Consider the following 14,701-nt stretch of genomic DNA (forward strand, 5'->3'; position numbering starts at 1 on the left):
CGGGGTGCGCGGATCCCGTGCGTACGGCTCATGAGCGGACGACTCGCGGGCGGACGACTCATGAGCGGACGGCTCGCGGGCGGACGACTCGCGGGCGGACGGCTCCGGGCCCGGGCCGCGGTCCGGAGCCGCCGGCGTCCTCGTCCGGGTGGCACGGGCGGTCATCGGCCCGCGCTCCCGGGGCTGGAGTGCCACAGCTTGCGCGGGGTGGCGGAGCCCTCGCCCGCGGGGCGGAGGTCCGCCCAGGGGTGCATGGCGTAGCCGGTGGGCATGTGGATGCGGCGGCCGTTCGCACCGTCGCCATCGCCCGAACCATCCGCGTCGTCCGAACCATCCGCGTCGTCCGAATCGTTCGCACCGTCCGCGGCATCCGCGCCGTCGCCGGATCCCCCGCTCCGTCCGGTCCCTCCGTCCCCGTCACGACCGGCGGGCCCCGCGCTTCCCGGATCAGCGGCCCCCGGATCCGCCTCCGTTCCGCCGCCCCCGCCCTCCTCCGCCAGCCGGGCGGCGACCGCCTCCAGACCGCCCTCGCGGCGCAGTTCGGCGAGTTCGGCCAGATTCCAGGCCGCCGCACCCACCACGCTGAGGCTGCGCGGCCCGCGTCGCTGGACCGTGCCGCGGACGAGCAGCAGCCAGGAGTGGAAGACCGTGTGCGCGCAGGCGGCGTGGCTGTCGTCGAAGAAGGCCAGGTCGACCAGGCCCGTACCGTCGTCGAGGGTGGTGAAGATGACCCGGCGGCCGGAGCGGATCGGCGGGGTCTGCGTGGCCGCCTTGGCTCCGGCGACGAGCACGACCTCGCCGTGCCGTGCGGCCGCCAGCCGCCGCGCCGGGATCGCGCCCAGTTCCTCCAGGAACTCCCGGTGGTCGCCCATGAGATGGCGGGAGGCGTCCATGCCGAGCACGTTCAGCTCGGCGCCGAGGCGCTCGGAGTCGTCGAGGTCCGGCAGCCCCAGCGGTTCGGCGCCGGCGCGCGCCTCCGCGTCCAGCGGAAGTTGCCCGGTGTGCGCCCCGCCCGTACGCCCGGCCGCCCGGTGCTGCCGGTGCAGTTCCGCGATGTGCAGCAGCAGGTCGCGGCGGTTGTCCCCGTACGCGTCCAACGCGCCGATCTGGGCGAGCCGTTCGGCGACCGGGCGTCCGGGCCGGGCGCGCCGCCACAGGTCCTGGAGCGAGGTGTACGGCTGTCCGTCAGCGATGCGCTCGGTCTCGGCCTCGCTGATGCCGTGCACATCGGAGAGCGCAAGACGGATGCCCCACTTGCCCCCTGACGCGGCTTCACCATCGGACACCAGTTCGATTCGATAGACCGAGCCCGACCGGTTCACATCCAGCGGAAGGATCGGCACACCGCGCCGCCGGGCGTCCGCGAGCAGCAGCCGCTTCGGGTACATCCCGGGGTCGTGGGTGAGCAGCCCCGTGTAGAAGGCGGCGGGGTGGTGGGCCTTCAGCCAGGCCGACTGGTAGGTCGGCACGGCGAAGGCGACGGCGTGCGCCTTGCAGAAGCCGTAGCTGCCGAACGCCTCGACGATCTCCCAGGTGCGCTCCAGCACCTCACGCCCGTAACCCCGCCGGCCCGCCTCCTCGAAGAACCAGGCCCGCACCCGCCCCTGCCGCTCCGGGTCCGACAGCGCGCGGCGCGCCTCGTCCGCGCGCCCCCGCCAGCAGCCGGTCATGATGCGCAGGATCTCGATGATCTGCTCATGGAAGACCACGACGCCGTAGGTCTCGCTCAGCACCCCTTCCAGGTCATCGTGCGGATAGTGCGGCGGCGTGCGTCCGTGCCGCCGCTCGATGAAGGGCCGGACCATGTCGGCCGCGACCGGGCCCGGCCGGAAGAGCGAGATGTCGACGACGAGGTCGTGGAAGGTGCCCGGCTGCAGCCGCCCGATCAGATCGCGCTGGCCGGGCGACTCGATCTGGAAGCAGCCGAGGGTCTCGGTGGACCGGATCAGGTCGTACGTCGCGGGGTCGCCCATCGGTACGTGCGCCGGGTCGTCGAGGTCGACCCGCTCCCCCGAGGCCCGTTCGATCTCGGCCACGGCATGCGCCATCGCGGACTGCATCCGCACACCGAGGACGTCCAGTTTGAGCAGGCCGAGGTCCTCGACGTCGTCCTTGTCGAACTGCGACATCGGGAAGTTCTCCCCGCTGCTCGCGACGACGGGGGTACGGGCGTGCAGCGAGGCATCGGACAGCAGCACTCCGCAGGGGTGCATGGCGATGCCGCGGGGCAGCGCGTCGAGCGCCTCGACCAGTTCCCACAGCCGGCCGTCGCCGAAACGGTCCTGCTCGGCGGCGATCCCGCGCAGCTCGGGCAGTTCGGCGAGTGCGGCGCGCGCGTCGCGGGCGCGGATATGCGGGAACGCCTTGGCGAGGCGGTCGGTTTCGGCCGGGTCCATGCCGAGGGCCGCGCCCACGTCGCGGATGGCGTGGCGTACGCGGTAGGTCTCGGGCATGGAGACGGTGGCGACCCGCTCCGCCCCGAAGCGGTCGAAGATCGCGCGGTAGACCTCCAGCCGGCGCGCCGACTCCACGTCGATGTCGATGTCGGGCAGCACCCGCCGGTCCTTGGACAGGAAGCGCTCCATCAGCAGGCCGTGCTCCACGGGGTCGGCGTGCGCGATGCCGAGCAGATGGTTGACCAGGGATCCGGCGCCGGAGCCGCGGGCGGTGACCCGGATGCCCAACTCGCGTGTGTCGTCGACGACTTGGGCGACGGTGAGGAAGTACGAGGCGAAGCCGTGGAACGCGATGATGTCCAGCTCCCGCTGCAGCCGCTCCCAGCGCTCCAGGTTCCGGTCGTGGCCGCGGAGCACCATGGCGGCGGCGCAGCGGGAGCGCAGGGTGCGGTCGGCGGTGCGCCGCTCCGCGCCGACCAGGTGCGGCTCGGGGAAGTGCACGCTGCCGAGCCCGAGGTCGTCCTCGGGGTCGACGCGGCACTCGGCCGCGGTGGCCTGCGTCTCCTCCAGAAGGCGGTGCGCGGCGTCGCGGCGGAACCCCGCGGCCTCGGCGATCCGCTCGGCGAGGCGGCCCATGTCCCGCGGGTCCTTGAGCCAGCGTTCACCGGTGTCGAGGGTGTCCGGTTTTCGCGGGTCGACGGGGACGAGGCGGCGGGCGGAGTCCAGCACGTCGGCAACCGGGCCGTGCCCCCGGTCGGTATAGCGGACGGCGTTGCTCAGCACAGCTCGTACGCCCTGCTCGGCGGCGAAGCCGAGGGTGCGGGCGGCGAGCCGGAGCGAGCCGGGGCCGGTGCCCGCGCGGCCGTGGTGGACGACCTCCAGCCGGAGCGCGTCGCCGTGGAGGTCCCGCCAGGGTGCGAGGAGCCGGGCGGCGCGATCGGGGCGGCCGGCGGCCAGCGCCCGGCCGATCTCGGAGTCGGGGCCGAGCAGCACGGTCAGCCCGCTGTCGGCGGACGTCTCCAGGTCGGTCCAGGACAGGACCGGCCGGCCGGCTCCGGTGTCCGTGTGGGCGGCGGAGATCAGGCGGCACAGGGCGGCCCAGCCGGTGGCGCCGTCGCGTGCGAGGAAGACCGTACGGGGCGCGGACTCGTCGATGAACGCCCCGCCGCGCACGGGTGTACGCCTGCGCGGGGCGCGTTCGCGGTTCTCCCTCGGGTGTTCGCCGATGGCCAGGCCGGTGCCGAACAGCGGACGGACCCCGGCCCGCGCGCATGCCTTGGCGAACCGGACCGTCCCGGCGAGGGTGTCCCGGTCCGTCAGCGCGACGGCGTCCATGCCGCGCTCGGCGGCGCGCTCGGCCAGCGCCTCCGGGTGCGCGGCGCCGTACCGCATGGAGAACCCCGAGACGGTGTGCAGATGCGTGAACCCGGGCATCCGCACCTCCTGCCGCTCGCCCACCCCCTGGCCAAAACCTTTCGCCCCTCCTCCACCATAGACCAAGTTTCGAACAACCGTACGACTCGATGTTCGGGCCCCCTCCCCTCTCCACCCCCGCGTCCGCTCACCTGATCAGCCTTTCGCCGCCTGCGGCGGGAAGTCGCCCCGCGCACCGTGGGAGAACGGATCCGCACCGGAAACGAACCCCCCCTTCCTGCGCGTGCGGCGAGAGGCGAGGAGCGGCGCATGGCAACCACCGGCGACGGCGGCACCGCCCGCCCCGGCGACGCCCCGCCCCCCGGCGGCGACTCCGGCGGACCCCGGCCCCGCACCACCTTCCTCGACGAGGTCCGGGCCGCGATCTCGGGCCGGGCCGCCCTGCTGATCGTCGGGGTGCTGTTGCTGCAGCTCGCCTTCATCACGTCCTACGTCGGCGCCTTCCACGACCCGTCGCCGCACCGCATCCCGTTCGCCGTCGCCGCCCCCGAACAGGCCCGGGACACGGCGGCCGAACGGCTGGGATCGCTGCCCGGCGAACCACTGGAGGTGACGGCGGAGGCGAGCGACGAGGCCGACGCCCGCCGGCGCATCCGGGAACGGGAGGTCGACGGGGCACTCGTGATCGACCCGCAGGGCACCACCGACACCCTGCTCGTCGCCACCGGCGCCGGCTCCGCGCTCGCGCAGGCCGTCGAGGAGGTCGTCGCGCGGGCGGAACGGGCGCAGCAGCGCGAGTTGCGTATCGAGGACGTCGCGCCGGTCCACGCGGGGGACGGCCGCGGACTGACCTCGTTCTACCTGGTCGTCGGCTGGTGCGTGGGCGGCTATCTGTGCGCCGCGGCCCTGGCGGTCAGCGCGGGCGCCCGGCCCGCGAATCTGCACCGGGCGGTGATCCGGCTCGCCGTCCTCGCCGTGTACGCGATCCTCGGAGGCCTCGGCGGCGCGCTCATCGCGGCCCCCCTCCTCGACGCCCTGCCGGGCAGCACCGCAGGGCTCTGGGGCCTGGGCGCCCTGCTGGTCTTCGCCATCGGGGCGCTGACCCTCGCGCTCCAGGGACTCGCGGGAACGGCGGGCATCGGGCTCGCCATCCTGATCATCGTCATCGTGGGCAACCCCAGCGCGGGCGGCCCATACCCGTATCCGCTGCTGCCGGACTTCTGGCGCACCATCGGGCCGGCGCTGCCGCCGGGGGCGGCGACCTGGTCGGTCCGCTCGATCGCCTATTTCGGCGGCAACGCGATGACGGGTCCACTGCTCGTCGTCTCCGCCTGGGCGGTGGGCGGGACCCTGGCCACTCTGGGGCTCGCGGCAGTCCGTGGCGGGAGGCGGCATCTGCACCTGCGGGGGTGAGCCCGGAGGTGCGGCGCGCGCCGGGCCCCAACCCGCCTATGTCGTACCGGTGTTCACGGAGGCACATGACCCGGGAAAAGGACGCGCGAACATGGTTCGAGCCGTCCCCTTGGGGAAAAAGGCGAACACGAACGGGTGCGACTGAGCCCGATTCTGATCGATTGCGGTCACACATTGCCTGCCGACGAAAACGCCTGATGAGGCGTCCGAAACGGCGCCGCACCGCCCCGCACCCCCGGGGAAACCGCGACACGCCGGTGAACGACGGCGGTTTCCGGTCGAGCTGCGTCGACCGGGCAGGGAATCCATGTTGCGTTTGCGCAGGTCAAGTTGGCGTTTTTACTTGAACCAGGCAAACATGTCCACATTATGGACGCGCTCTCCACACCCTTCACACCGCCTCCGAACTGCCCGAATGAGCATTCGGGCACTGTCAGTTCGGACACTGCGACCGAAAGTGACCGATGGACGTGCGTTCACCGTTCGCATGAGCAAGACTCCCGTCCGGCATCTGCACCTGCGAACACCAAGGGAGTCAACATGCGTTACACCGTGCGGGCGTTGGGGGCGGTCTCCGCTCTGACCGTCGGTCTGCTGGCGGGCACCACCGGGGCGGCCCAGGCCGCGCCCGCTGAGGCGAACTCGCTCTACGCCCCGTCGGCCATGGTGCTCACGGTCGGCAAGGGGAACGACGCCGCGACGTCCACGGTGCAGCGCGCGGTTCTGCTGAACTGCTTCCCCAAGGCCGGTGGCACGCACCCGGCCGCTGCCGCGGCCTGCGCCGAACTGCGCTCCGTGGGCGGGGAGTTCGCGTCGCTGACCGTCCACGAGGGCCCCGGCCCGATGTGTACGAAGATCTGGGACCCGGTCGTCGTCACGGCGGACGGCGTGTGGCAGGGCAAGCGGGTCTCCTGGTCCCAGACCTTCGCCAACAGCTGCGAGATGAACGGGGCGATGCAGGAAGGCTCGGTCTACTCGTTCTGAGGCAGCAGCCGTGTCCAGGCTCCTGACGACGCGGACCGCGGGACGGCACACCGCGGCCCCCGGACACTGTGGGGGTGTCCGGGGGCCTGCGGGACGGCCGTATCCCCGGCCGTCAGGTCGGCCGGCGCTGTCACGCCGGCCGACCGGTGGTCAGCCGATCTGAGCCCCGAAGACCTCGAGAGCCTCGGGGACCGGCTGGAAGAAGGTCTCGCCGCCGGACGAGCAGTTACCGCTGCCGCCGGAGGTCAGACCGAGCGCTGTGTCACCCGCGAAGAGCGAGCCACCGCTGTCGCCCGGCTCGGCGCAGACGGTCGTCTGGATCAGACCGTTGACCGTGCCCTCCGGGTATGTGACGGAGGCGTCGACCGCTGTGACCTCGCCCTCGTGGAGCTGCGTGGTGCTGCCGCTGCGCTGCACCTGCTGGCCCACGGTGGCGTCGCCGGCCTGGGTGATGGCCTGCGTGGATCCGTTGTAGAGGTTCACCTCACTGGGGTGGTCCACGTCGCTGGTGTACGTCGCGAGACCGTAGTCGTTGTCGGGGAAGCTGCCGTCCGTGGTGGTCGCGATCTCTCCGCCGCCCTGGGAGTCGGACCAGCTCGAGATCGCCTCGGTGCAGTGACCGGCCGTCAGGAAGGCCGGCTCGCCGTTCACGGTGACGTTGAAGCCCAGCGAGCAGCGCCCACCGGAGCCCCAGATGGCGTCACCACCGGCGATCCTGGTGGTGAACGTGCCCTTGGAGCGCTTCAGTACCGCCTTGCCGTCCTGAGCCGCGACCTGCTTCTTCAGCTTCGCCAGTTCGGCACCCTTGACGGTGCTGTCGGCCGTGACGATCACCTGGTTCGTCCTGACGTCCACCGCGCGGGCGGTGCCCTTCATGTCCTTCTTTGTCAGGGTGTCCTGGACGGAGTTGAGCTTGGCCAGCGTGTGTTTCACCAGCTTCGCCTCGGCGCCCTCGGCGCGGACCTTCTTCGCCGCGGCCTCGTTCACGACGTTGACCACGAGCTTCTTGGCGTCGGCGTCGTAGTACGAACCGGCGCCGTCGGCTCCCAGATCGGAGCCGAGCGTGGAGGCGAGTCTCCCGGCGGCCGTGGCCGTCAGGCTGTCAATACTGGTCGTGGGTGCGGCGTTCGCGCTGGACAGCGCGAACACGGTGGCAACGACGGCCGCCGCTGACGCTCCTGCGATGGCGGTGCGGCGCTTGGGTATGCGTCGGTGCTTCAAGTCGAGCCTCCCGTGGGGGGGTTGGGCCTGCTGTGGGGAGCATCGGCCCGGAGGGTGTCGGTACCTCGGATGTGGTGACCGTGGTGGTGCAGCCTGGTGCTGACGTACTGAGCGATGTGGTGCTGCTGGGTGGCGCCTTGCATGAAAGGACGCGACCGGCGATCGAGCCCATCGCCTCGCAAGTCGCGTCCATGCCAATTCACGATGAGTGGCGTCGAGTATCCGACGCCCCTGTGTGACACACAAGACTGTGTTCCGGTCGTATGTGCGAAAGATTCACGGCGCCGCCTCACCCAGGGCGCGCACCTGCGGAGACGCGTCTCAACTCAGCGCTGTACCGCCGATGGCCGTGCAGCGTACGAAGAGTGGTGCGGGCCGGACCGCGTCACGCCTGTCCGGTAATCGCCGTTCCGCTTCCGGATTCCGAGGAGGAGTGGCCGTTCGGATGCTCGCCACGGCCCTGCCCGGAAGACGCCTCGGCGGCCGGGGAGGATTCCGGCCGCTCCGCGATCTCGGGAACCTCCGGAGCGGAGGCCGGAGTTCCGGACACCTCTCGCCGGGGCTCCTCTCCCCCGGACACCGCCTCCGGGTCCGGCTCCCCACCGGTCACCGGTTCGCCCGACCGGTCCGATTGCGTTCGTGAATTCGACGACGCCTGCACCGACGGATGCTGTGGGCCCTCGTGGCCGCGCTCCAGGAAGCGCAGCAACTCCACCGGAATGGGCAGCACGAGCGTCGAGTTCTTCTCCGCGGCCACCGCCATCACGGTCTGCAGCAGCCGGAGCTGGAGCGCCGAGGGCGTATCGGCCATCTGCGCCGCGGCCTCGGCCAGCTTCTTCGACGCCTGCAGCTCGGCGTCGGCGTTGATCACGCGAGCGCGCCGCTCACGGTCGGCCTCCGCCTGCCGGGCCATCGAGCGCTTCATCGTCTCCGGCAGCGAGACATCCTTGATCTCCACCCGGTCGACGGTCACGCCCCACCCCAGGGCCGGGCTGTCGATCATCAGCTCCAGGCCCTGGTTCAGCTTCTCGCGGTTGGAGAGCAGATCGTCGAGCTCGCTCTTGCCGATGATCGAGCGCAGGGAGGTCTGGGCCATCTGCGAGACGGCGAACCGGTAGTCCTCGACCTGGACGATCGCGTCGGGGGCGTCCACGACCTTGAAGTAGACGACGGCGTCCACGCGAACCGTCACATTGTCCCGGGTAATGCCTTCCTGGCCGGGCACGGGCATCGTGATGATCTGCATGTTCACCTTGTGGAGCCGGTCCACCATGGGAACGATCATGGTGAATCCCGGCTGACGCACCTGCGGCATCAGCCGTCCGAGACGCAGCACCACCCCGCGCTCGTACTGCTTGATCACCCGTGCCGCGGCCAGCGCGTAGACCGCGCCGCACGAGAGTGCGGCTACCCCCGCTGTGACGAGTTCCTCGACCATCACGGCCACCTGCCTGCCGTCCGTCATCGCGAGCGATGTCCCGTATGGGCGCTCTGACCCTGAATGGGGGCCTGTTCTCCACGATAATCCCGCCCCGATCGGGGCGGGAGGGCCCGGAAAGGGGGCAGCGGCCGGAGGATGCCCTCCGGCCGCCGCGAAAGATCAACGAGTGATCAGTGAGTGAGCGTACTCAAGGCTCAGTAGATGCTCACGCCGTAAGCGCTCAGCGCCTCGGTGACCGGCTGGAAGAAGGTGGTGCCACCGGTGGTGCAGTTGCCGCTGCCGCCGGAGGTGAGGCCGATGCCCCGGCTGCCGGAGTAGAGCGGGCCGCCGCTGTCACCGGGCTCGGCGCACACATTGGTACGGATCAGGCCCGAGACGATGTCGCCGCCGCCGTAGTTGACCGTGGCGTTCAGGCCGGTGACCGTACCGCTGTGGGTACCGGTGGTGGAGCCGCGCCGCGTGACGGACATCCCGAGCGTGGCGTTGGCGGCGCTGGTGATGTCCACGCTGCCGACGGTGCCGGGGTGGCTGACCGCCGGGTTGCTGTAGCGGACCAGGCCGTAGTCGTTGCCGGGGAAGCTCGAGCCGGCGGTCGGGCCGATGAGGGTGGTGCGGGAGGAGTTGGTGTACCAATTGCCCGCGCCGTCGGTGCAGTGCCCGGCGGTGAGCAGGTAGTACGTGCTGCCGCTGCGCACATTGAATCCGGCCGAGCAGCGCCAGCTCGTCGCGTAGATGGCGTCGCCGCCGGAGAGCAGCTTGCTGATCTTGCCCGGGGTGCGTTCGATCCGGATGGCCCCGGAATTCGTCCCGGCCTGCTGCCTGATGCGGTTGATCTCGGCCTGCGAGACCGTGCTGTCGGCGGTGAGGACGAGCGAGTTCGTCTCGGCGTCGACGTGCCAGGCGGTGCCCGCCACGTCGGCGGCGAGAACAGCCTCGCCCGCATCGGCGAGCTGCCGCTCGCTGTAGCTGGGGGCGGGGGGCTCGGCGTTGGCGGCCGGAGCGGCGAGAGCCGTGACCGCGACGAGCCCGGACGCCAGGGCGATCAGCCGGTTACGTCTCGCGCGTCCGTTGTGGGGGTTCATGCGCTTGATCCTCACTTCTTCCTCCAGAGGGGAATCAGGGGTCCGCTTGGGTGGGCAGGCCCGTGAGGCGCAGTCGGGGTACACGTCGGTGCGGAGTCGCACCGGATCCCGAACACGACGTGTTCCTGACAAGTGCGCTGTGGGGATATTCGGCGGCCGGGCCTGGAGCCGCAAGGGCGCCTTTCGGACGGGATGTGAGCACAGCGAAAGCCCCGGCGGCCACATGCCGCCGGGGCTTTCGCCGCCTCCCGGCCGGGGCTCCGGCGCATCACCGGCGCCGGTCGGTTCCGCTCTCCCGCCGCGTCGGCACTCGCAAGCACGGCGCCGGGCGGCGGAGACGGATGGGCGAGGTGCCCGGCGACGGCGCACGGCACAGCTGCCCTACGCGCGAAAGCCGAGGTCACCGGGGTGTCTGCGGCCTGCTCTCCAAGCCGTGGAAAAGGGAACCGGAAGCCGCGGCCTCCGCCCTTCGCTCCCCCGGCCTCGGGCCGGGGGGAGTCCTGTGCGACGACGGTCCGCGCTGGAACCGCGGACCCGGCCACCGCTTCAACGGCGATGACCGCCTCCTCACCGGGGCGCGATCCGCGCCCTCGTCCGCCGAGCCGGTTCCCTCGTCCGCCGGGTCCGGGGGCCGGGACCGCACAGCTCATGCCGTACGGCCGGAAGCCCTCCGGCATGAGCGGGCGCGGGGCGTACGCCGTGGCCACGGCCCCGGCGAACACCCGGCGGGTGCCTTCCGGCCCTTGGACGGAAGCCGCCCGGCCGGGCCGGCACCGGGAGATGTCCGGATCGGGACTGGCGGTACCGCGCTCGAACCGCATGCACCCGCCGGGCGGAAGCCCGTGACCGCTGACGGTGTCGCCGGTGTCGCCGGTGTCGCCGGTGTCGCCGGTGAGGAACGACGGCCCGCGGTACGCCGGGAACGGCTCGGCGAGGCGGACGGGCCACGCCCGCCACCACACCTCCGCGTCGTCATCGCTCATGGTGCCGACCCTTGCACACAGGTGCGGGAAGCCTCCTGCGGTCGCACGGCGAACGGGCGGCCCGACCGGCCCGGGTCCGCGCGGTGGCACGGCATCAGTTGCACGACGCCGCCCGCGAATTCGCGGGTACGGGCGGGTATGCGGCGGGGGCTCCAGGATGAATCCGCGCGCTGCGTCCGTCCGGATGAAGGCCCCTGCTCCGCCCGTGTCGTGAACGCCGCCACCGGCCTGCCGGAGGTAATGAGCGGCCGGACGCGGGCCGGACGGCCGGGGCGACTCATACGGTCCGGTCTGCCGCCGGGTCAGGGGGCCGGGCGCACCTGGCCGGAGGAAGGGGAGGTCAGCAGCCGTCGCAGGGGCAGCAGCACCCGCAGCCGTCGCAGTTCCCGCATCCGCCGCAGTCGCACGACTGGCAGCAGCCCTCGCGCTTCTTCCGCGACCAGGGCCCCTCGTACTCGGCGGCGCAGCAGACCTGGCACGTGCAGCACAGCACCACGGCCATCCCGCACCCGGCCCAGAACCCGCGCCGCTGCGGCTTGTGCGGTCCCTGCGGGAAGCCGGGCGGCATTCCGCCGGGCCCGCCAGGTCCGCCAGGTCCGCCCGGACTTTCCGGACCGCCCGGCCCGCCCCCGCCGTAGGGATGCTGCGGTCCATACGGGTCCCCCGGGCCGTACGACGTCGGTCCGCCGCCCTGCCCGTACCCGCCCTGGGGCGGCGGCCCGTATCGCTGATGCGCGCAGCCCGTCGTCCCGAAGACCCGGTCGACCGAGCGCGGCAGTTCGTGCACGAGGAGGGTGTGCGCGAGCCGGTCCTCGGCGAACTCGGCGTCCCGCAGGGCGAGGCGTACGCCACGCACGGCGTCGTCGCACAGCCGCCGTACCTCCGCGAGGTCCGTCCCGGTCGCGGCGACGGGGTTCCACGCACCTGACGCCGCGTCACGCGACAGGTCCTCCACGGCGTCCAGCAGATGGGCCAGCCTGCCGAACAGCCGCCCCGCCTCCTCCAGCGGCGCGACGTTGCCCGGCCGCCCGGCCAGGAGAGCCGTGTGCGCGAAAGCCGCCGCGGTCGCGGTCTCCGTGGGCTCGGTGACCGCGAGCAGCGGCGTCCCGGCCCCCGCCGCCGCCTCGATGCGGGCCTGCCGGTCGACCGCGTCGAGCAGGACGGCGGTGTCGAAGCCGAGTTCGCTCCCGGTGGCGGCACCGGCCAGGTCCCATGTGGCGGCCACGCGCCGCGCGGCCACGGCCACCGGGCGCCGCGCCAGCAGCCCGTCCCCGTCGTGGACGTGGTCGCGCACCTTCGCGGAGGCCAGCACGAGCGATACGGCGGCCGCCAGTCGCGCGCCCTCGCCCTGGGCGACCGAGGCGGTGCGCATACCGCGCAGCGGGCAGGGCCCCGCGGTGCGCCGCCATGCGCCGGAACGCCCCCACTGCGCCTCGGTGAGCACGGACACGATCAGCCCGTCGTAGTTGGTGGCGACCCGGGCGAACTGGCCATGGGCGCCGCGCAACGCGAGGCACAGACCGCACAGATGGGCCATCCACTCGGCGTGGAGCCCTTCGGGCAGCCGGTGCCGGCACGGCCTCACTATTCCGAACAACGTTCCCCCCTGTACCACCTGGTGCTGAACGGACGGGCATCGTACCGACCGTCCTGCGTCACCCGTACGACCCCCGCGTCACCCATCCGGCTGGGCTCCGCCCGGACGGAATCCGGGACCGCAGGCCGGAGCTGGTGCTCCGTCAGTAGCCGTACGCAGCAGGAACACTGATGTTCCGACATTCGTTCTGCACCAGTACCGTCACGAAACCCATTTTCGAGCGGTATCCGCTTGGCGCAACATCCGCATCATGGACGACCATAGAGAGGCGGACGCAACAGACCGCGTGTGAGAGGAGGCGTCCATGGGATCTGTGCGCAAGGCGAGTGCCTGGCTGGGCCTCGTCGACGACCACGATGACGACCGCTACTACGACGACGAGTACGGCGAGGAATCCGAGCAGCAGCAGCCACGGGACGCCTGGGTGACCGACCCACGCGTGCGGGTGGCCGCCGAGTCCGCGCAGGAGGAGGGCCGGCGGATCGCCACGGTGACCCCGGACAGCTTCCGTGACGCGCGCGGCATCGGCGAGCTCTTCCGGGACGGTGTCCCGGTGATCGTGAACCTCACGGCCATGGAGCCCACCGACGCCAAGCGCGTGGTGGACTTCGCCGCCGGGCTGACCTTCGGCCTGCGCGGCGCCATCGAGCGGATCGCCACCAGGGTGTTCCTGCTCACCCCCGCCGACTACCACGTGGTCAGCGGTGAAGCCGGCCGTTCCACGGACGGCTTCTTCAACCAGAGCTGACGGCAGGGCCGCTCACCGCGCCCCTCTCCCGGACCGCCGGCGTGGCCCTACCACGGGCTCACGCGAAGGCATCGATCCCGGTGAGCGCCTTGCCCAGCACGAGTTGGTGCATCTCGACCGTGCCCTCGTAGGTCAGCACCGATTCCAGATTCGTCGCGTGCCGCATCACGGGGTACTCCAGGGAGATCCCGTTGGCGCCCAGGATCGTACGGGCCGTGCGGCAGATGTCGATCGCCTCCCGCACGTTGTTGAGCTTGCCGAAGCTGACCTGTACGGGACCGAGCGTCCCCGCGTCCATCCGGCGCCCCAGATGGTGCGCCAGCAGGATGCCCTTGTGCAGCTCGACCGCCATGTCGGCGAGCTTGGCCTGTGTGAGCTGGAATCCGCCGATGGGCTTCCCGAACTGCTCGCGCGTACCGGCGTATTCGAGGGCTGTCTCGAAGCAGCTGCGAGCCGCGCCCATGGCGCCCCACACGATCCCGTAGCGGGCATGGTTCAGGCAGCTCAGCGGGCCGCGCAGCCCGGTGACCCCGGGCAGGGCGGCGTCCTCCGGCAGCCGTACGTCATCCAGCACCAGCTCGCTGGTGACCGAGGCGCGCAGCGACCACTTGTGCTTGATCTCTGGCGCCGAGAAGCCGGGGGCGTCGGTGGGGACGACGAAGCCGCGGATGCCGTCGTCGGTGCGGGCCCAGACGACGGCGACGCCTGCCACCGAGCCGTTGGTGATCCACATCTTGCGGCCCGTCAGCACCCAGTCGGATCCGTCGCGCCTGGCGTGGGTGCGCATGTGGCCGGGGTCGGAGCCGATGTCGGGCTCGGTCAGCCCGAAGCAGCCGATGACCTCTCCGGCGGCCATCCTCGGCAGCCAGGTCTGCTTCTGCTCCTCGGAGCCGTAGCGGTGGATCGCGTACATGGCCAGGGAGCCCTGGACGGAGACCAGGGAGCGGATCCCGGAGTCGGCGGCCTCCAACTCCAGGCAGGCGAGGCCGTATTGGACGGCGGTGGCACCCGCGCAGCCGTAGCCGTCGAGGGACATGCCGAGCGCGCCGATCGAGCCGAGCTCGCGGGCGAGTTCGCGGATGCCGGGGAGCTCACCGCGCTCGTACCACTCGGCGACGTGCGGCAGGACGCGGTCGGCCGCCCACTTCCGTACGGTGTCGCGCACGGCGAGATCCTCCGCGCCGAGCAGGTCGTCGAGACCCAACGGGTCGTGGGGATCGAACTGCGGCGCGGACATGGGTCCTCCCGGGGCACCTCCCAGCGTGCCTGGGAGAGATCAATTGCGGCGGAGCCGACGCTACGGCTGAGCGTGCCCCTACGTCCAGAGGACGCCATTGCAGGCGGCCTGCCGGAGGCCGTGCGGGCGGGGCGCCGGCGGGCACGGAGGCTCATGGCGGCAGGGCGCCGACGGCTCGTACGTGGTCGGGCGCCGATGGCTCGATCGTGGACGGATGCGGACGGC

9 protein-coding genes are annotated in these 14,701 nt (G+C 71.9%); 3 read left to right on the forward strand and 6 right to left on the reverse strand.

The features are described from left to right. Nucleotides 1-161: 161 nt before the first annotated feature. Nucleotides 162-3,830 carry a DNA polymerase III subunit alpha gene (locus ACGFNH_RS08040; protein ID WP_393652162.1) on the reverse strand — a complete coding sequence of 1,223 codons (3,669 nt, stop codon included), beginning with the start codon at nucleotides 3,828-3,830 and terminating at the stop codon, nucleotides 162-164. A 249-nt stretch (nucleotides 3,831-4,079) separates the two neighbouring features. On the opposite strand from ACGFNH_RS08040, the gene ACGFNH_RS08045 reads away from it, so the two are divergent. Together ACGFNH_RS08045 and ACGFNH_RS08050 are read left to right on the forward strand one after the other, a co-directional pair. Continuing rightward, on the forward strand, nucleotides 4,080-5,183 hold the full coding sequence (locus tag ACGFNH_RS08045) for a DUF3533 domain-containing protein (RefSeq protein ID WP_393652163.1): 1,104 nt from the start codon (nucleotides 4,080-4,082) through the stop codon (nucleotides 5,181-5,183). A gap of 540 nt (nucleotides 5,184-5,723) precedes the next feature. Next, entirely contained in the window at nucleotides 5,724-6,167 is a 444-nt protein-coding gene (locus ACGFNH_RS08050) for a subtilase-type protease inhibitor (protein WP_393652164.1), read from the forward strand. A gap of 150 nt (nucleotides 6,168-6,317) precedes the next feature. On the opposite strand, the gene ACGFNH_RS08055 is transcribed toward ACGFNH_RS08050, so the two are convergent. The 4 genes from ACGFNH_RS08055 to ACGFNH_RS08070 all read right to left on the reverse strand — a co-directional run bounded on the left by ACGFNH_RS08055 (nucleotide 6,318) and on the right by ACGFNH_RS08070 (nucleotide 12,491). Then, on the reverse strand, nucleotides 6,318-7,388 hold the full coding sequence (locus ACGFNH_RS08055; protein WP_393652165.1) for a S1 family peptidase: 1,071 nt from the start codon (nucleotides 7,386-7,388) through the stop codon (nucleotides 6,318-6,320). Nucleotides 7,389-7,773: 385 nt separating this feature from the next. Beyond that, on the reverse strand, nucleotides 7,774-8,826 hold the full coding sequence (locus tag ACGFNH_RS08060) for a slipin family protein (protein WP_393652258.1): 1,053 nt from the start codon (nucleotides 8,824-8,826) through the stop codon (nucleotides 7,774-7,776). A gap of 197 nt (nucleotides 8,827-9,023) precedes the next feature. Next, the gene (locus tag ACGFNH_RS08065) at nucleotides 9,024-9,926 is read right to left on the reverse strand and encodes a S1 family peptidase (RefSeq protein ID WP_393652166.1); all 903 of its coding nucleotides are present in this window, start codon (nucleotides 9,924-9,926) and stop codon (nucleotides 9,024-9,026) included. Between the two features lie 1,308 nt (nucleotides 9,927-11,234). Beyond that, nucleotides 11,235-12,491, reverse strand: coding sequence for a DUF5685 family protein (locus ACGFNH_RS08070; RefSeq protein ID WP_393652167.1), 1,257 nt, complete (start codon nucleotides 12,489-12,491; stop codon nucleotides 11,235-11,237). A gap of 304 nt (nucleotides 12,492-12,795) precedes the next feature. Here ACGFNH_RS08070 and ACGFNH_RS08075 point away from each other — a divergent pair, with 304 nt between their 5' ends. Further along, on the forward strand, nucleotides 12,796-13,239 hold the full coding sequence (locus ACGFNH_RS08075) for a cell division protein SepF (protein WP_393652168.1): 444 nt from the start codon (nucleotides 12,796-12,798) through the stop codon (nucleotides 13,237-13,239). Nucleotides 13,240-13,297: 58 nt separating this feature from the next. Here ACGFNH_RS08075 and ACGFNH_RS08080 read toward each other — a convergent pair whose 3' ends face one another. Then, complete coding sequence (locus ACGFNH_RS08080) at nucleotides 13,298-14,476, reverse strand: acyl-CoA dehydrogenase family protein (RefSeq protein ID WP_393652169.1); 1,179 nt, start codon at nucleotides 14,474-14,476, stop codon at nucleotides 13,298-13,300. Nucleotides 14,477-14,701 lie beyond the last annotated feature (225 nt).

The organism is Streptomyces sp. NPDC048639 (assembly GCF_043199075.1).
In the GTDB taxonomy this organism is placed as follows: domain Bacteria; phylum Actinomycetota; class Actinomycetes; order Streptomycetales; family Streptomycetaceae; genus Streptomyces.